Annotated in this window: 16 protein-coding genes and 2 tRNA genes; 16 read left to right on the top strand and 2 right to left on the bottom strand. The window is 71.7% G+C overall.

The window, feature by feature from the left end; translation table 11 throughout:
• Positions 1 to 170: 170 nt before the first annotated feature.
• The 11 genes from gnd (at position 171) to AB0R04_RS04755 (ending at position 11,607) form a co-directional block, all read left to right on the top strand.
• Positions 171 to 1,046, top strand: coding sequence for a phosphogluconate dehydrogenase (NAD(+)-dependent, decarboxylating) (gene gnd, locus AB0R04_RS04805; RefSeq protein ID WP_363368219.1), 876 nt, complete (start codon positions 171 to 173; stop codon positions 1,044 to 1,046).
• 37 nt (positions 1,047 to 1,083) lie between these two features.
• Positions 1,084 to 2,217 carry a DNA replication/repair protein RecF gene (gene recF, locus AB0R04_RS04800; protein ID WP_363368217.1) on the top strand — a complete coding sequence of 378 codons (1,134 nt, stop codon included), beginning with the start codon at positions 1,084 to 1,086 and terminating at the stop codon, positions 2,215 to 2,217.
• Positions 2,218 to 2,323: 106 nt separating this feature from the next.
• Positions 2,324 to 2,863 carry a DciA family protein gene (locus AB0R04_RS04795; RefSeq protein WP_063348459.1) on the top strand — a complete coding sequence of 180 codons (540 nt, stop codon included), beginning with the start codon at positions 2,324 to 2,326 and terminating at the stop codon, positions 2,861 to 2,863.
• A gap of 268 nt (positions 2,864 to 3,131) precedes the next feature.
• A complete protein-coding gene (gyrB, locus tag AB0R04_RS04790; protein ID WP_363368215.1) occupies positions 3,132 to 5,147 on the top strand; it encodes a DNA topoisomerase (ATP-hydrolyzing) subunit B in 2,016 nt (671 codons plus the stop codon).
• Between the two features lie 59 nt (positions 5,148 to 5,206).
• Complete coding sequence (gyrA, locus tag AB0R04_RS04785) at positions 5,207 to 7,819, top strand: DNA gyrase subunit A (RefSeq protein ID WP_063348457.1); 2,613 nt, start codon at positions 5,207 to 5,209, stop codon at positions 7,817 to 7,819.
• Between the two features lie 151 nt (positions 7,820 to 7,970).
• Complete coding sequence (locus tag AB0R04_RS04780; protein WP_363368213.1) at positions 7,971 to 8,714, top strand: DUF3566 domain-containing protein; 744 nt, start codon at positions 7,971 to 7,973, stop codon at positions 8,712 to 8,714.
• Positions 8,715 to 8,974: 260 nt separating this feature from the next.
• A complete protein-coding gene (locus tag AB0R04_RS04775) occupies positions 8,975 to 10,369 on the top strand; it encodes a cyclopropane-fatty-acyl-phospholipid synthase family protein (RefSeq protein ID WP_363368211.1) in 1,395 nt (464 codons plus the stop codon).
• Positions 10,370 to 10,385: 16 nt separating this feature from the next.
• Positions 10,386 to 10,462: transfer RNA gene (locus tag AB0R04_RS04770), tRNA-Ile, on the top strand.
• 121 nt (positions 10,463 to 10,583) lie between these two features.
• Positions 10,584 to 10,949, top strand: coding sequence for a DUF6191 domain-containing protein (locus tag AB0R04_RS04765; protein WP_363368209.1), 366 nt, complete (start codon positions 10,584 to 10,586; stop codon positions 10,947 to 10,949).
• Positions 10,950 to 11,195: 246 nt separating this feature from the next.
• Positions 11,196 to 11,324: a DLW-39 family protein gene (locus tag AB0R04_RS04760; protein WP_014137031.1), complete on the top strand. Its 129-nt coding sequence runs from the start codon at positions 11,196 to 11,198 to the stop codon at positions 11,322 to 11,324.
• A 210-nt stretch (positions 11,325 to 11,534) separates the two neighbouring features.
• A tRNA-Ala gene (locus tag AB0R04_RS04755) sits at positions 11,535 to 11,607 on the top strand.
• A gap of 111 nt (positions 11,608 to 11,718) precedes the next feature.
• Here AB0R04_RS04755 and AB0R04_RS04750 read toward each other — a convergent pair.
• Positions 11,719 to 12,477, bottom strand: a complete 759-nt coding sequence (locus tag AB0R04_RS04750) for a DUF5324 family protein (RefSeq protein ID WP_363368207.1) — start codon at positions 12,475 to 12,477, stop codon at positions 11,719 to 11,721.
• Between the two features lie 194 nt (positions 12,478 to 12,671).
• Here AB0R04_RS04750 and AB0R04_RS04745 point away from each other — a divergent pair, with 194 nt between their 5' ends.
• The gene (locus AB0R04_RS04745; RefSeq protein ID WP_063348452.1) at positions 12,672 to 13,517 is read left to right on the top strand and encodes a rhomboid family intramembrane serine protease; all 846 of its coding nucleotides are present in this window, start codon (positions 12,672 to 12,674) and stop codon (positions 13,515 to 13,517) included.
• Between the two features lie 334 nt (positions 13,518 to 13,851).
• On the opposite strand, the gene crgA is transcribed toward AB0R04_RS04745, so the two are convergent.
• The gene (crgA, locus tag AB0R04_RS04740) at positions 13,852 to 14,100 is read right to left on the bottom strand and encodes a cell division protein CrgA (protein ID WP_063348451.1); all 249 of its coding nucleotides are present in this window, start codon (positions 14,098 to 14,100) and stop codon (positions 13,852 to 13,854) included.
• Between the two features lie 175 nt (positions 14,101 to 14,275).
• On the opposite strand from crgA, the gene AB0R04_RS04735 reads away from it, so the two are divergent.
• The 4 genes from AB0R04_RS04735 (at position 14,276) to AB0R04_RS04720 (ending at position 17,160) form a co-directional block, all read left to right on the top strand.
• Positions 14,276 to 15,034 (top strand): DUF881 domain-containing protein, encoded by a 759-nt coding sequence (locus tag AB0R04_RS04735; RefSeq protein WP_363368382.1) that lies wholly within the window; start codon positions 14,276 to 14,278, stop codon positions 15,032 to 15,034.
• Positions 15,035 to 15,103: 69 nt separating this feature from the next.
• A complete protein-coding gene (locus AB0R04_RS04730; protein ID WP_363368205.1) occupies positions 15,104 to 15,283 on the top strand; it encodes a hypothetical protein in 180 nt (59 codons plus the stop codon).
• Between the two features lie 63 nt (positions 15,284 to 15,346).
• A complete protein-coding gene (locus AB0R04_RS04725) occupies positions 15,347 to 16,018 on the top strand; it encodes an aminodeoxychorismate/anthranilate synthase component II (RefSeq protein WP_063348449.1) in 672 nt (223 codons plus the stop codon).
• On the top strand, positions 16,015 to 17,160 hold the full coding sequence (locus AB0R04_RS04720; protein WP_363368380.1) for a class E sortase: 1,146 nt from the start codon (positions 16,015 to 16,017) through the stop codon (positions 17,158 to 17,160). Before AB0R04_RS04725 ends, AB0R04_RS04720 begins: the two co-directional genes overlap by 4 nt.
• The last annotated feature ends 7 nt before the right edge of the window (positions 17,161 to 17,167 follow it).

Genomic DNA, 17,167 nt, shown 5'->3' with positions numbered 1-17,167 from the left:
TGCCCGCAGGCCGTCACCCACAGGCTGTGCACATCGGCTGTGCACAGCCTGTGGGCGTCCTCCCCCGGTCGGCCCGACCACAGGGAGCCGCCACCGCCGCAGCGCGTAGGCTCGGGGCGTGCGGCAACGGCGCCGCCGGCAGGCACGTCACCACAGGTAAGGACTTGGTCATGGAGCTCGGCCTCATCGGTCTCGGCAAGATGGGCGGCAACATGCGCGAGCGGATCCGCCGCGCCGGCCACACCGTCATCGGCTACGACCGCAACCCGGACATCTCCGACGTCGAGAGCCTCCAGGAGCTCGTCTCCAAGCTGCAGGGCCCGCGGGTGATCTGGGTGATGGTCCCGGCTGGCGCCGCCACCCAGGCGACCGTCGACGAGCTCGCCGAGCTGCTCTCCCCCGGCGACGTGGTGGTCGACGGCGGCAACTCCCGCTGGACCGACGACATCAAGCACGCCGAGGCGCTGGCCGCCAAGGGCATCGGCTTCGTCGACTGCGGCGTCTCCGGCGGTGTCTGGGGCCTGGAGAACGGCTACGCCCTGATGTACGGCGGCGACGCCGAGCACGTGGCCCGCGTCCAGCCGGTGTTCGACTCGCTCAAGCCCGAGGGCGACTTCGGCTCGGTGCACGCGGGCGCCGTGGGCGCCGGCCACTTCGCCAAGATGGTCCACAACGGCATCGAGTACGCGATGATGCAGGCCTTCGCCGAGGGCTGGGAGCTGCTGGAGGCCGCCCCCGAGGTCACCGACGTGCGCGAGGTCTTCCGCAGCTGGCAGGAGGGCACCGTCATCCGCTCCTGGCTGCTGGACCTGGCCGTCCGCGCGCTGGACGACGACGAGCACCTGGCGAAGCTGCGCGGCTGGGCCGCCGACTCCGGTGAGGGCCGCTGGACCGTCGAGGCCGCGATCGACCATGCGGTGCCGCTGCCGGCGATCACCGCCTCGCTGTTCGCCCGCTTCGCCTCCCGCCAGGACGACTCGCCGCAGATGAAGATGATCGCCGCGCTGCGCAACCAGTTCGGCGGCCACGCGGTCGAGTCCAAGTAACCCGCACCTCCCCAGAAGGCGAGCGCAGTCCACAGCCATGCACGTCGCGCATCTGTCGCTCGCCGACTTCCGGTCGTACGCCCGGGTCGAGGTTCCCCTCGACCCGGGCGTGACGGCCTTCGTCGGGCCCAACGGCCAGGGCAAGACCAATCTGGTCGAGGCGATCGGCTACGTCGCCACACTGGGCAGCCACCGGGTCGCCACCGACGCCCCGCTGATCCGGCTGGGCACCGAGCGGGCGGTGGTCCGCACCTCGGTGGTGGACCGCGGCCGCACCACCCTGGTCGAGCTGGAGCTGACCCCGGGCAAGGCCAACCGGGCCCGGATCAACCGCTCCGACAACGTCCGCCCGCGCGACGTGCTGGGCCTGCTGCGGACCGTCCTGTTCGCCCCCGAGGACCTCAGTCTGGTCAAGGGCGACCCGGGTGAGCGCCGCCGTTTCCTGGACGAGCTGCTGACCGCCCGGGCCCCCCGGCTGGCCGGGGTCCGGCAGGACTACGAGCGGGTCCTCAAGCAGCGCAACGCCCTGCTGAAGACCGCCGCGATGGCCCGCCGGGCCGGTGGCGGCAAGGGCGCCGACCTCTCCACCCTGGAGGTCTGGGACGGCCATCTGGCAAGGGCCGGAGCCGAGTTGACGGCCTTCCGGATCCAGCTGGTGGCTTCCCTCCAGCCGTTGGTGGCGGCCGCGTACGGGCAGCTGGCCCCGGGCGGCGGCGACACCGTCCTGGAGTACCGCAGCTCCTTCGAGGGCGGGCTGCCGACCAGCCGCGAGCAGGCCGAGGAGCAGTTGCTGAACGCGCTGCAGACGGTCCGCAAGCAGGAGGTGGACCGCGGCATCACCCTGGTCGGCCCGCACCGCGACGAGCTGGTGCTCAGCCTCGGCCCGCTGCCCGCCAAGGGCTACGCGAGCCACGGCGAGTCCTGGTCGTTCGCGCTGGCGCTGCGGCTGGCCTCGTACGAGCTGCTGCGCGCCGACGGCGGCGAGCCGGTGCTGATCCTGGACGACGTGTTCGCCGAGTTGGACGCGGCCCGCCGGGACCGGCTGGCCGAACTGGTGGCCGACGGCGAGCAGGTGCTGGTCACCGCGGCGGTCGCCGAGGACGTGCCGAAGGCGCTGGCCGGCGCCCGGTTCGCGGTCGCCGACGGCGCCGTCCGCCGGATCGACGCCTGACTTCCCCCGCACCTTCGCAACCGCCGTCCGGGCACTCCCGTAGGCTGGACGGCTCACCGGCGCGCGTTCGCGACCGTTGTCCACAGGCTGGGGAAAGGAGATCGCCGTGAGCGAGCCGGCGGAGCACTCCCCCCAGCCGGGCGACGCGGCGCCGACCGGCGCCGACCTCGCCCGCTCGGCGCTGCGGGCGGCCCGGGCCCAGGCGCGGCAGCGCGGCGAGCAGGTCCGGGAGAAGCGTGAGGCGAAGCGGCACGGCCTGCGCAGCGGAGCCCGGTCGGACGGCCGCGACCCGGTCCCGCTGGGGGCGGCGCTGAACCGGCTGCTGACCGAACGGGGCTGGGAGTCCTCGGCCGCGGTCGGCGGGGTGATGGGCCGTTGGCCCCAGATCGTCGGCCCGGACATCGCCGCGCACTGCCACCCCTCCTCCTACGACGACGCCGCGGCGGTGCTCACCGTGCAGTGCGACTCCACCGCATGGGCCACCCAACTACGCTGGCTGGCAAGGCAGTTGGTGGCTCGCCTGAACCACGAGCTGGGCCACGGCACGGTCCGCACCATCAAGGTGCTGGGCCCGGCGGCGCCCGCCCGCGGCTACGGCCGGCTGCGCGCTCCGGGGAGCAAGGGGCCGGGCGACACCTGGGGCTGACCGGGTTGCCGGCCCGCCGTCGAGGGCGTGGAGCGGACCACGATCTTCCGGAACCCCTGACAGCCCTTCCAGGCGCTCTGGGCCCCCCGGGCGAGTATCGGGACATGTCCAGAGGGGATTCAGGGCGGCATATCTGCCTTCAAGGGCTGCCAAACGCCCATCTCTGTCAGTCGTACCGGTAGACTGAGAGCCAAACACTGTTGCTAGTGGCAACCGAGTCTAAACGCCGTGGTCGCACGCCCGCCCACACGGGGCGGGAATGCGGCCCGTGCTGTGCCAGAGAGGGCGCTTCGTGGCCGATTCCGGCAACCCCAGCCAGACCCCAGACCAGACCGAGCAGGCTTCCTACACCGGTAGCAACATCCAGGTGCTGGAAGGCCTCGACGCCGTCCGCAAGCGCCCCGGCATGTACATCGGTTCCACCGGCGAGCGGGGCCTGCACCACCTGGTGCAGGAAGTGGTGGACAACTCCGTCGACGAGGCGATGGCCGGGTACGCCGACACCATCGACGTCGCGCTCCTCGCCGACGGCGGGGTCCGGGTGGTGGACAACGGCCGTGGCATCCCGGTCGACATCGTCCCCGGCCAGGAGAAGCCGGCCGTCGAGGTCGTGCTCACCGTCCTGCACGCCGGCGGCAAGTTCGGCGGCGGCGGCTACGCCGTCTCCGGCGGTCTGCACGGTGTCGGCGTCTCGGTCGTGAACGCGCTGTCCACCCGCCTGTCGGTGGAGATCCACCGCGACGGCTCGCGCTTCACCCAGGACTACAAGGCCGGTGCGCCGACCGCGCCGCTGGCCACGCACGAGGGCTCCGAGCAGACCGGCACGACCGTCACCTTCTGGGCCGACCCGGAGATCTTCGAGACCACGGTCTACTCCTTCGAGACGCTGTCCCGGCGCTTCCAGGAGATGGCCTTCCTCAACAAGGGCCTCTCCATCTCGCTCACCGACGAGCGCCCCGAGCACGTGGACGAGGAGGGCAAGCCGCTCACCGTCACGTACAAGTACGACGGCGGCATCGCCGACTTCGTCGCCCACCTCAACTCCCGCAAGGGCGAGGTGATCCACCCCTCGGTGATCGACTTCGAGGCGGAGGACAAGGACCGGGCGATCTCGGTGGAGATCGCGATGCAGTGGAACTCCTCCTACACCGAGGGGGTCTACAGCTTCGCCAACACCATCCACACGCACGGCGGCGGTACCCACGAGGAGGGCTTCCGCGCGGCGCTGACCGGCCTGGTCAACCGCTACGCGCGGGACAAGAAGCTGCTCCGGGAGAAGGACGACAACCTCTCCGGCGAGGACATCCGCGAGGGCCTGACCGCGATCATCTCGGTCAAGCTCGGCGAGCCGCAGTTCGAGGGCCAGACCAAGGACAAGCTCGGCAACACCGAGGCGAAGACCTTCGTCCAGAAGGTCGTCCACGAGCACCTCAACGACTGGTTGGACCGCAACCCCACCGAGGCCTCGGACATCATCCGCAAGTCCATCCAGGCCGCCACCGCGCGCGTCGCCGCCCGCAAGGCCCGCGACCTCACCCGCCGCAAGGGCCTGCTGGAGTCCGCCTCGCTGCCGGGCAAGCTCTCCGACTGCCAGTCCAAGGACCCGGCCGAGTGCGAGATCTTCATCGTCGAGGGTGACTCCGCCGGCGGCTCGGCCAAGCAGGGCCGCGACCCGCGCACCCAGGCCATCCTGCCGATCCGCGGCAAGATCCTGAACGTCGAGAAGGCCCGGATCGACAAGGTGCTGCAGAACACCGAGGTCCAGGCGCTGATCTCGGCCTTCGGCTGCGGCATCCAGGAGGACTACGACGACTCCAAGCTCCGCTATCACAAGATCGTCCTGATGGCGGACGCCGACGTCGACGGGCAGCACATCCGCACCCTGCTGCTCACCCTGCTGTTCCGCTTCATGCGGCCGCTGGTCGAGTCCGGGTACGTCTACCTCGCCATGCCGCCGCTGTACAAGATCAAGTGGGGCAAGGACGACTTCGAGTACGCCTACTCGGACCGCGAGCGCGACGCGGTCATCGCGGCCGGGGTCGAGGCCGGGCGCCGGCTGCCCAAGGACGACGCGATCCAGCGCTTCAAGGGCCTCGGCGAGATGAACGCCGAGGAGCTCCGGATCACCACCATGGACGCCGAGCACCGGCTGCTGCTCCAGGTCACCCTGGAGGACGCCGCTCGCGCCGACGAGCTGTTCTCCGTGCTGATGGGCGAGGACGTCGAGGCACGCCGCTCCTTCATCCAGCGCAACGCCAAGGACGTCCGCTTCCTGGACGTGTGACGCCGCCCGACCGGCAGCGAAACCACGTACCAGTCCGCGTGAAAGGAAACTGACCACCAGTGGTCGACGACAACCGTCCCGAAGGCGAACAGCCCGAGACCCCCACAGCCGCCGAGGCCACCGCCCAGGTGACCATGCGGATCGAGCCGGTCGAGCTCGAGACCGAGATGCAGCGCTCGTACCTCGACTACGCGATGAGCGTGATCGTCAGCCGGGCGCTCCCCGAGGTCCGCGACGGCCTCAAGCCGGTGCACCGACGCGTGCTCTACGCGATGTACGACGGCGGGTACCGCCCCGAGAAGGGCTACTACAAGTGCGCCCGCGTCGTCGGCGACGTCATGGGCAACTACCACCCGCACGGCGACACCTCCATCTACGACACCGTCGTGCGCCTGGCCCAGCCGTGGTCGCTGCGGATGCCGCTGGTGGACGGCAACGGCAACTTCGGCTCCCCGGGCAACGACCCGGCCGCGGCCATGCGCTACACCGAGTGCAAGATGATGCCGCTCGCCATGGAGATGATGCGCGACATCGACGAGGGCACCGTCGACTTCGCGTCCAACTACGACGGCCGCTCGCAGGAGCCGACCGTCCTGCCCGCGCGCATCCCCAACCTGCTGGTCAACGGTGCCACCGGCATCGCGGTCGGCATGGCCACCAACATCCCGCCGCACAACCTGCGCGAGGTCGCCTCCGGCGCGCTCTGGGCGCTGGAGCACCCGGACGCCTCCAACGAGGAGCTGCTCGAAGCCCTGATCGAGCGGATCAAGGGCCCCGACTTCCCCACCGGCGCGCTGATCGTCGGCCACCGCGGGATCGACGACGCCTACCGCACCGGCCGCGGCTCGATCACCATGCGCGCCGTGGTCGAGGTCGAGGAGATCCAGGGCCGCCAGTGCCTGGTGATCACCGAGCTGCCGTACCAGGTCAACCCGGACAACCTCGCGCTGAAGATCGCCGACCTGGTCAAGGACGGCAGGGTCGCAGGCATCGCCGACGTCCGCGATGAGTCCTCGTCCCGCACCGGCACCCGCCTGGTGGTCGTGCTCAAGCGCGACGCCGTCGCCAAGGTCGTGCTGAACAACCTCTACAAGCACACCGAGCTGCAGACCAACTTCGGCGCCAACATGCTGGCCCTGGTCGACGGCGTGCCGCGCACGCTGTCGCTGGACGCCTTCATCCGGCACTGGGTCAACCACCAGGTCGAGGTCATCGTCCGGCGCACCACCTTCCGGCTGCGCAAGGCCGAGGAGCGCGCCCACATCCTGCGCGCCCTGCTGCGCGCCCTGGACATGATCGACGAGGTCATCGCGCTGATCCGGGCCTCGGCGAGCGCCGACGCGGCCCGCACCGGCCTGATGGGGCTGCTCTCCATCGACGAGCTCCAGGCCAACGCCATCCTGGAGATGCAGCTGCGCCGCCTGGCCGCCCTGGAGCGCCAGCGGATCATGGACGAGCACGACGAGCTGCAGCGCAAGATCGACGAGTACAACGCGATCCTGGCCTCGCCGACCCGCCAGCGGGAGATCATCTCCGAGGAGCTCACCGCGATCGTCGAGAAGTACGGCGACGAGCGGCGCTCCACCCTCATCCCGTCCGACGGCGACCTCTCGATCGAGGACCTCATCGCCGAGGAGGACATCGTCGTCACGATCACCCGTGGCGGCTACGTCAAGCGGACCCGTTCCGACCTCTACCGCTCGCAGAAGCGCGGCGGCAAGGGCGTGCGCGGAGCGCAGCTCAAGCAGGACGACATCGTCGACCACTTCTTCGTGACGACGACGCACAACTGGATCCTGTTCTTCACCAACAAGGGCCGGGTCTACCGCGCCAAGGGCTACGAGCTCCCGGACGCCGGGCGCGACGCCCGCGGCCAGCACGTGGCCAACCTGCTGGCCTTCCAGCCGGATGAGCACATCGCCCAGGTGATGGCCGTGCGCACCTACGAGGACAAGCCCTACCTGGTCCTCGCCACCCGGGCCGGCCTGGTGAAGAAGTCCGCGCTGAAGGACTACGACTCCCCGCGCTCCGGCGGCCTGATCGCGATCAACCTGCGCCAGGACGAGGAGGGCCGGGACGACGAGCTGATCGGCGCCGAGCTGGTCTCCGCCGAGGACGACCTGCTGCTGGTCTCCAAGAAGGCCCAGTCGATCCGCTTCACCGCGACCGACGACGCGCTGCGGCCCACCGGCCGCGCCACCTCCGGCGTCAAGGGCATGGCCTTCCGCGAGGACGACGAAATGCTCTCGATGAACGTCGTCCGCCCGGGAACGTACGTGTTCACCGCGACCGACGGCGGGTACGCCAAGCGCACGGCCGTGGACGAGTACCGTGTCCAGGGGCGTGGCGGCTACGGCACCAAGGCGGCGAAGATCGTCGAGGGCCGGGGCTCCCTGGTCGGCGCGCTCGTGGTCGACGACACCGACGAGATCATGGCGATCACCCTGTCGGGTGGGGTGATCCGCACAAGGGTTTCCGAAGTTCGTGAAACCGGACGTGACACCATGGGCGTCCAACTGATCAACCTCGGTAAGCGCGACGCGGTCGTGGGCATGGCCCGCAACGCGGAAGCCGAGGACGAGGAGACGGTGGAGGACGAGGTCGCGGACACCGCGTCCACCGAAACGGCTGAGGGTGCGGAGACGACGGCCGGCGGCGACGCCGAGGTCTGAACCGAACCACGGGCCGGTGCCGTCGCGTCCTGATAGAGGGGCGTGGCGGCACCGGCCGCCCACCAGTTCCGGGCAATCCCGCCGGGCGCTGGATGACGAGTGACGAAGCAGGACGGTGCCGCCGTCCTGGTGGGAAGTGCGGGAGGACCAGGTGAGTGGAGCCACGGGTGCTGCGGGAGGGCCCTCCGGCGGCCGTCCGGGCGCGCAGGGCGGGGGTGGGTACGGCGCGCCGCAGCCGCCGGCCGAGCACTCGGCCGCGTCCACCTCGCTGATGCCACCGGTCGGCGGGGCGGGGCAGGGCGGCGCGACCTACGGCGGGCAGACGCCCCCGCCGCCGGGCGCTCCGGCGCCGGGCGCGAGCGGATTCTCGCAGCCGACCACCTATGCCAAGGGGCAGCCGACCCCGGCCCGGGGCACCCGGACCAGCGGCAACACCCCGCCCGGCGGCACGCCCGTCCCGGGCGCGGCGCGCCGGCCGGCCGCCCCGGCCGCCCCCGCGGCGGCCGCCGGTGTCGGCCTCGGCCGGACCCGCAAGGCCCGGCTGCGGGTGACCAAGGTCGACCCGTGGTCGGTGATGAAGGTCAGCTTCCTGCTGTCGCTGGCGGTCGGGATCATCATCATCGTGGCCGCGGCGGTGCTGTGGATGACGCTGGACTCGCTCGGCGTCTTCGACTCGCTGACCAAGACCCTCAAGGACGTCACCGGCTCGGACAGCGCCGGCGGCCTCAACCTGATGGACTACGTGGGCTTCGGCAAGGTGATGACCTTCACCTCGCTGATCGCCGTGGTCGACGTCGTCCTGCTGACGGCGCTGTCGACGCTCTCGGCGTTCATCTACAACGCGGCGGCCGGCTTCACCGGCGGCGTCGAGCTGACCCTGGCCGAGGAGGACTGACCCCGGTCGGATCCTGACCCCTGGTCAGTTCGTCGTCCACGGACGGAATGGACGGGCCCCGCAGGCTGTTGCAGCCTGCGGGGCCCGTCGGCATTTCGGGTGACAGCCGGCCGCCCGCGGCGTGCCGCCCGGGAGCGGGCCGGCCGCGGTGGGATTAGCTGGGTGGCGCCCGGTCCACGCCTGGGAGTGCCGCAGGCCGCCCCTGGCCCGCCCGGCCGGGTCAGGAGACGTTCCGCAGGACGGCTGGACGGAGGCGCGCGGTGGCGAAGCTCGCAGGTCAACTGGTCGAGGCCCTGGACGGGCTGTTGGGGGTTCCGGTACCGCTGCGGGTCCAGGCCTGGGACGGCAGCGTCGCCGGGCCGCCGGGAGCCCCCACGGTCGTCCTGCGCAACCGCCGGGCGCTGCGCCGGCTGCTCTGGCAGCCGGGCGAACTGGGCCTGGCCCGGGCGTATGTCGCGGGGGACCTGGAGATCGCCCCCGGCACCGACCTCTACGAGGTGCTCTCGGCCGTCGCCCGGTTCGTCGAGCGGCCGGAGATCCGCCGCCTCGACCTCGGCCCGCGGGACGTGCTCGGCGCCAACGGGCGCCGCGTCCTCGCGGCCGCGCTGCGGGCCGGGGCGCTCGGCCCCGAGCCCACGCCGCCCCCGGAAGAGGTCCGCAAGGCCCGCGGGCGGCTGCACAGCCGCAGCCGGGACCGCGCGGCCATCAGCCACCACTACGACGTCGGAAACGACTTCTACGGGCTCGTTCTGGGCTCCTCCATGGTCTACTCGTGCGCCTACTGGACCCCGGAGGCCAAGAGCCTGGAGGCCGCCCAGGAGGCCAAGCTCGACCTGATCTGCCGCAAGCTCGGCCTACGGCCCGGGATGCGCCTGCTGGACGTCGGCTGCGGCTGGGGCTCGCTGCTGCTGCACGCGGCCGAGCGCTACGGCGTCACCGCGGTCGGCGTCTCCATCTCGCGGGAGCAGGTCGCGCTGGCCCGCCGGCGGGTCGAGGAGGCCGGCCTGGCCGGGCGGGTGGAGGTCCGGCTCCAGGACTACCGGGAGATCGTCGACGGCCCGTTCGACGCGATCTCCAGCGTCGGGATGGCCGAGCACGTCGGCTCCGAGCAGTACCGGGTCTACGCCGAGGGCCTGCACCGGCTGCTGGTGCCCGGTGGCCGGCTGCTCAACCACCAGATCGCCCGCCGCCCCGACCACCCCGGTGAGCCGCACCGCACCAGCCCCTTCATCGACCGCTACGTCTTCCCCGACGGCGAGCTCTCCCCCGTCGGTTCCACCGTGGCCCGGCTGGAGGAGGCCGGCTTCGAGGTCCGGGACGTCGAGTCGCTGCGCGAGCACTACGGGCTGACCCTGCGCGAATGGGTGGCCAACCTGGAGGCGCACTGGAGCGAGGCGGTCCGGCTGGTCGGCCGCGGCCGGGCCCGGGTCTGGCGGCTGTACATGGCCGCCAGCGCGCTCGCCTTCGAGGAGAACCGGATCGGGATCAACCAGATCCTCGCCGTCCGCAGCACCGAGGAGGGCGCGGCCGGCCTCCCGGCGACCCGCGAGGAATGGCTGCTGCGCCCGGCCGCCGGAGCGCCGCCGCTGGTCGACGGGGTGCCCGCCGGGAACCCCGCCGGCCCGGATTTGGGAGATCGGCCATCGGTCCGCTAATCTTTCAGTGCGGCAAGGGCCTATAGCTCAGACGGTTAGAGCGCTTCCCTGATAAGGAAGAGGCCACAGGTTCAAGTCCTGTTAGGCCCACCACCGCGAAGGGCCCGGAGTGATGCACTCCGGGCCCTTCGGCGTTTTCCCCCGCCGTTCCGGGAACCGCGCGCCCCGCCGGGCTGTTCTCCCGGGAGGGAACGTGTGGAGGGATGGTGACGACATGGCGATCTTCTGGGCGATGAGCATCCCCGGACTGATCTGCGCCCTGGTGGTGCTCGCGGCGGTCGACCAGCTCGCGCTGCGGGCGCGCCGGTCGCGCTGGGTGCCGTGGCGGGGGACCGGCCGGGAGGGGCAGATCTCGGCCACCGGTTTCGAGCAGCTGCACGCGCAGTTCGCCGCCGGCAAGCAGCACGAGCTGGACGAACGCGGCACGACCCTGATGCTGCGCGACGAGGAGGGCGAGGGGGCGCCGCCTCGGACCAGGGTCGACCTGGCGGGCGGGAAGGCCGTGGTGGTGACGCCGTCGAACCGGCGGCCCGACCGCTCGTCGGACCATCCGTCCAGCGCCCCGCCGGGCACGCCGTAGGGCCCGGCCGGGGAGGGCCGGCCGTACGGCAGGAGGTGCGGCGTCAATCCTCCGCCCGGACCGCCGGGTTGGCCGCAGCGGTGGCTGGTCACGATTGGGACACCGGTGTGTATCATCGGCCGCAAGGGCAGTCTGGCACCCGGCAGCCCGTTCGCGATCGAAACACATCTGGACTCGTCGGCCCGGTCAGTCCGGCCGGAGCACCGGCTCTTGAGTCCGCCAACGCAAGAAGGACGAGGTCCCGCGGTGAAGAAGCTTCTCCTGGTCGCCCTGGTCGCCCTCGGCGGCTTCTTTGTCTACCGTCAGGTCCAGGCGGACCGCGCCGAGCAGGACCTGTGGACCGAGGCCACCGACCCGGTTCCGGCCGGTCGCTGAGCCCGGACGATCCGACGATCAACGATCTTCGGAGGCGCTTGACCGCGCCTCCAGGGCCGGCCGGCCCGGTCACCCGACCGGATCGGCCGGATCCCAGGCACCGTCCGGACGCCGCCTCGGCGGCAGGTCCGGTCGGCCCGGGGGGAGGGCGCCGGGAACGGCGCCGGAACCCGGTACGCTAGTGCCCGTCGGCACCTGCGGTGCCGTCGAGGGGCATTAGCTCAGTTGGTAGAGCGCTGCCTTTGCAAGGCAGATGTCAGGAGTTCGAATCTCCTATGCTCCACAGCTCATCGCAGTCGTGACGCCGATCGGCCGCTGACCTGAATCCCGGTCAGCGGCCGATCGGCGTTTCCGCGCCCTCTGGGGGTGCACGCCCAGAGGGCCGGGCGACGGGTCAGTGCGGTCCGCGCGGGTCGTGCGGCTTGGGGTGGTCGCCGTCGTCGTCGGGCCGGCCGGGCGGCGGAGCGGGCTCGGTGGCCGTGTCCGCCGGGGTGGCGGCGTCGACCGGCCCGGGGGCCGTCGCGCCGGCGGCGTGCGCACCGGCGGGTTGGTCGGCCCGGTCGGTCGGGGGTTCGACCAGCCACTCCGGGTTGCTGTGCCGGCGCCACCACTGCCAGGCCACGATCCCGCCGCCGATCGCCAGCGCACCGGCCACGGCGAGGCCGGTGGCCAGGCCGTTGCACCGCTTCCTCCGGGCGTTGCGGGCGGCGAGGTGGCTGATCTCGGCCGAGGTGACGTTGCCGTGCAGCGCGGTCAGCGCGGCGGCGCCCCGGGTCTGGGCCTCCTGGGCGACCGGGGTGACGGCGGCGCGGGCCTCCTCGACGGCCTGGACGACCCTGGGACCGACCGTGGAGCGGGCCTGGTCGGCTGCGCGGGCGGCGGAGAGCCGGGCCGCCAGGGCGGCCTCCTGGGCGCGGTGGAAGGCCTTCAGGACGTGCTGCTGGGTTTCGGGGGGCAGGCTGGCGAAGGCATGACCGAACTGCGGGGCGATGTGCCGGTCGTACTGGACGTGGAGGCTCTGGGCGGCCTGGGCGGCTTTCGGCCCGAGGGTGTCCAGGGCCGGGCCCAGGCGCTGCTTGGCGCCGTCCGCGAGGTGCGCGGCGGTGTCCCGGGTCTTGGTGGCCGTCTCACGAGCCGAGTCCGAAAAGGTCACGAGTCTCTCCTCCTGGGTGGCGTCCTTTATGCACATATCCACCTGAATGCTGATCATGCATGCTGATTTGTCCACCGGCATGTCGGAGTGGGCCGTACGCGGACTGTGGGAGCGGCCGGGGAGAGGGCCCGATGTCGGATCCGCCGCAGTAGGCTGGCGATTCCGGCGGTCCCGTACGGGAGGGGAAGAACCTGATGCTGACCGGCTGCTACCGGCACCCGCAGACGGCCACCGGCGTCTCCTGCACCCGCTGTGAGCGGGCGATCTGCCCGCAGTGCATGGTGGCCGCCTCGGTGGGCTTCCAGTGCCCGGAGTGCGTCGGCGGCGGGCACGCCGGGACGCGGCGGGCGACCACCCGGTTCGGCGGGGCGATCGCTCAGGACGGCGGGCTGGTCACCAGGGTGCTGATCGGCATCAACGTGGTGGTCTTCGTGCTGGCCGCCTACGTGCTCACGCCGCGGCTGGGCCAGGTCTGGGAGCTGTACAGCGTCGGGCGGGCCGTCCTGGGTGGTCCGGACGGCGTCGCCGACGGCCCCGCCCAGTGGTACCGGCTGCTGACCTCGGTGTTCCTGCACCTGCAGTGGTGGCACATCGGGATGAACATGCTGGTCCTGTACTGGCTTGGCCCCACGCTGGAGGCGGCGCTCGGCCGGCTGCGGTTCCTGGCCCTCTACCTGCTCTCCGGCCTGGGGGGCAGCGCCCTGGCCTTCCTGATCGACGGCAACTCGCTGCGGTCGGTGGGGGCCTCGGGCGCGATCTTCGGGCTGATCGGCGCCACGGTGGTGATGCAGCTGCGGAACCGGGGCCCGCTCGCTCCGGTGATGGCGTTCCTGGTCTTCAACCTGGTCGTCACCTTCTCGCGGACGGACATCGACTGGCGGGCGCACATCGGCGGCCTGGTGGTGGGCGCGCTGACGGCGGCCGGCCTGATGTACGCCCCGCGCGAGCGCCGTGGCCTGGTCCAGGGGCTGGCGTTGGCGGGGTCGCTGGCCGTGGTGGCGGCGATGCTGATGATCGGGATGGCCCGCTACGGCGCGTGACGCCGCGGGTGTTTGTCCACAGCGGGTGCGGGGTTGTGCACAGGCTGTGTGGCCCCCGGGGTGTGGACTGCTGTTCTACGCGTGTCCTGCTGTGCGGTTTTCCCGTTTCCGGGAAGTTGTGCACAGCCGTGGAAAGCCCGCGGTCGAAAAGTTATCCACAGGCTGGGGAGACTTTTCCCCAGTGTGGATAACCATGTGGATAAGCGTGACCATCTGATGATGGGGATAACCGACCGGTTTCCCGCCCGTGTCCGGGCATGCCTGACCGCCGCCCGGTACCAGTGGCCCGAAGCGGCGGAGGTGGCTCGACCGGAGCCTCAGGAGGAGCGGGAAGCTACTTCCACTGGGTGGAGACGCCGAACCCCGCGGCGATGAAACCGAAACCGACCAGGATGTTCCAGTTCCGCCAGCCCTCGACCGGGTAGCTGCCGCTGGTCACGTAATAGGTGACGATCCAGACCAGGCCGATCAGGAACAGCGCCAGCATCAACGGTGCGACCCAACTACGGCCCGAACTGATCTTCACCGTGGCCGTGGTCGGCGGGGTGTAGTCGGACTTCTTGCGGAGTCGAGACTTCGGCACGAGGAGCTCTCCTGTCGATGCGCTGTGAGACCGCGCAGAGGTGCAGCGGGGGTCGGTCTGCCGGCGACGGGCGGTGCGGAACGCACGGGACCGTTCCCGCACGCGCCACCGGCGTCCGTTAGCGTAGTGGCTCGGTGGGTCTTAAGGAGATAAGGGTACGGTGCCTAATTTGTCGATTCCCCCTCGGCCGACCACTACCCGCCGCTCCGGCACCCGAATTGTCGGGCGTGCCCTGACCTGTGCGGTCTTCGCGCTCGCCGGACTGCTGTTCTACATCAGCGCGCAGACCGCCCGCGGCACCGACCTGCGGACCGACAACTCGCTGCTGAGCCTCGGCGACGTGATACGCCAGCGCAGCTCGCAGAACCAGCAGGCCCAGGCCCAGTTGGCCGAGCTCCAGGCCCGCGCGCAGGAGCTCACCGGGCAGCAGGGCGGCAACCCCGCCGACGCCGCCCGGCTGGACGACCTGCGGCTCGGCGCGGCCCTGGAGCCGCTGCAGGGCGGCGGCCTGACCGTCACCCTCAACGACGCCCCGCCGAACGCCACCGCCCGCATCCCGGGCGTCCCCGAGCCGGGCGTCAACGACCTGGTCATCCACCAGCAGGACATCCAGGCCGTGGTCAACGCGCTGTGGCGGGGCGGCGCCGAAGGGGTGCAGGTGATGGACCAGCGGCTGATCTCCACCAGCGCCGTCCGCTGCGTCGGCAACACCCTGCTGTTGCAGGGCCGGGTCTACTCGCCGCCGTACGTGGTCCGGGCGGTCGGCCGCACCGATGCGCTGAAGGCCGCCGTGGACGGCGACCCGACGATCCGCAACTACCTCCAGTACGTCCAGGCGTACGGGCTCGGCTGGAAGGTCCAGGAGAGCGGTGACCTGACCCTCCCCGGATACTCCGGGACCACCGAGCTGCGGTCGGCGGGCGGGCAGCAGTAGCGGACCGGCCTCGCGGTCGTTGATCCCGGGTCTACTCTTGACCCCAGTCCGCTACGTCGAGGGAGCACCATGTACGGCTGGATCTGGCGTCACCTCCCGGGAAACACCCTGGTCCGCGCCGTCGTCTCGCTGCTCCTCATCGTGGGGATCGTCTATCTCCTCTTCACCTACGTCTTCCCGTGGGCGGAACCGTTGCTCCCCTTCGGTGACGTCACAGTGGACGGCGGCGAAGGTGCCGCGGCCGGCTGAACCGGCGGCCCTGCTCCTCCACCCTGCCGACCCCGCCCCGCATCCCACGGAGACCACGCGAGAATGACCACCCAGCCGACCGCGCCCCGCATCCTGGTCGTGGACAACTACGACAGCTTCGTCTTCAACCTGGTCCAGTACCTGTACCAGCTCGGTGCCACCTGCGAGGTGGTGCGCAACGACGAGGTGACCGTCGAACACGCCGTCCGCCGGTCCGGCGGCGAGGACGACCAGGGCTTCGACGGGGTGCTGCTCTCCCCCGGGCCCGGGGCGCCGGAGGAGGCCGGGGTCTGCATCGGGATGGTGCACCACTGCGCGGGGATCGGGCTGCCGGTGTTCGGCGTCTGCCTGGGCCTGCAGTCGATCGCGGTCGCGTACGGCGCGGTGGTCGACCGGGCACCGGAACTGCTGCACGGCAAGACCTCGCCGGTCGAGCACGAGGACGGCGGGGTGTTCGAGGGACTGCCCTCGCCGCTGACCGCCACCCGGTACCACTCGCTGGCGGTCGAGCCGGCCACCGTGCCGGACGAGCTGGTGGTCACCGCGCGCACCGACAGCGGCGTGATCATGGGTCTGCGGCACCGCGAACTGCCCGTCGAGGGCGTGCAGTTCCACCCCGAGTCGGTGCTCACCGAGGGCGGCCACCGGATGCTCGCCAACTGGCTGGCGGAGTGCGGCTACCCGCAGGCCGTGGACCGGTCGGCCGGGCTCGCCCCGGTGATCGGCCGGGGCTGAGCGGCGTGACCGCGCTGCGTCCGGAGGGGCGTTACCAGCCGGCGGCGGGCCCGGGGGACGGACAGCCGTACGGCGGCGCGCAGCACGGCGGCGGCCCGTACGGCGGCGGCCGGTACGGCGACGGGCAGCACCACGGTGGCGCGGCGGCGTACCCGCAGTCGTACCCGGCGCAGCCCGGACAGGGCGCCGCCGAGGACGCCTGGGGCGTGTACGAGCAGGCCGAGCAGCCCGCCGCGTCCGGGCCCGAGTACCCGTGGCTGCCCGACCAGACGCTCCAGCTGCGCCTGCCCCTCGACATCGGCGGGCCGGCCGTGGAACCGGCCCCGCCCACCGGCGGCCGGGCCGAGCGCCGCAGGGCCGCCCAGGGCCGGACCTCCGTGCGCGCGGGCGTCGGGCGGCGCCGGGCGAGCGGCCGGGGCGCCGGGGCGAAGGCGCGCCCCAGGGAGTCCGCGGTCGTGGTGGCCGCGCGGCTCGTCGGGGAGCTGTGCATCACGCTCGGCGTGGTGATGCTGCTCTTCGTCTCGTACCAGCTCTGGTGGACCAACGTGCAGGCCGACGCGGCCGCCGACGGCGCCCGCAACCGGCTGGAGCAGCAGTTCGACGCCGCCCTGGCGCCGCCGAAGCCCGGGCAGCCGGCTCCGGACCCGGCCAAGCCGGAGTCGTTCGAGCCCGGCAAGGGCTTCGCCATCATCTACCTGCCCAAGCTGGGGCTGAAGTTCCCGATCGCCGAGGGCACCTCCAAGCCGGCGGTGCTCGACAAGGGCCTGGTCGGCCACTACACCGGCACCGGGATGCCGGCCGACAAGGCGGGCAACTTCGCGCTGGCCGCGCACCGCAACACCCACGGCGAGCCGTTCCGGTACATCAACCAGCTCGGCAAGGGCGACAAGATCGTGGTGGAGACCGCCACCTCGTACTACACCTACGAGGTCACCAGCAGCATCCCGGAGACCTCCCCCAACAACGTGAGCGTGATCAAGCCCGTCCCCAACGGCGCCGGTTACGCGGGCGCCGGCCGGTACATCACGCTGACCACCTGCACCCCGGAGTTCACCTCCAAGTTCCGCCTCATCGTCTTTGGCAAGATGACCGAGGAACGGCCGCGCAGCCAAGGCAAGCCGGCCGCGATCACGGGCGGGTGACCGCCCG

This window comes from Kitasatospora sp. NPDC056731, from assembly GCF_040687675.1.
Lineage (GTDB): Bacteria > Actinomycetota > Actinomycetes > Streptomycetales > Streptomycetaceae > Kitasatospora.
The sequence above is the reverse complement of the archived record's forward strand: the minus strand, read 5'-3'. Positions and strand labels throughout refer to the sequence as shown.

Coding starts and splice junctions, on each gene's coding strand:
- gnd (WP_363368219.1), top strand. CDS start 171: ATGGAGCTCGGCCTCATCGGTCTCGGCAAGATGGGCGGCAACATGCGC.
- recF (WP_363368217.1), top strand. CDS start 1,084: ATGCACGTCGCGCATCTGTCGCTCGCCGACTTCCGGTCGTACGCCCGG.
- AB0R04_RS04765 (WP_363368209.1), top strand. CDS start 10,584: ATGGCGATCTTCTGGGCGATGAGCATCCCCGGACTGATCTGCGCCCTG.
- AB0R04_RS04745 (WP_063348452.1), top strand. CDS start 12,672: ATGCTGACCGGCTGCTACCGGCACCCGCAGACGGCCACCGGCGTCTCC.
- AB0R04_RS04730 (WP_363368205.1), top strand. CDS start 15,104: ATGTACGGCTGGATCTGGCGTCACCTCCCGGGAAACACCCTGGTCCGC.
- AB0R04_RS04725 (WP_063348449.1), top strand. CDS start 15,347: ATGACCACCCAGCCGACCGCGCCCCGCATCCTGGTCGTGGACAACTAC.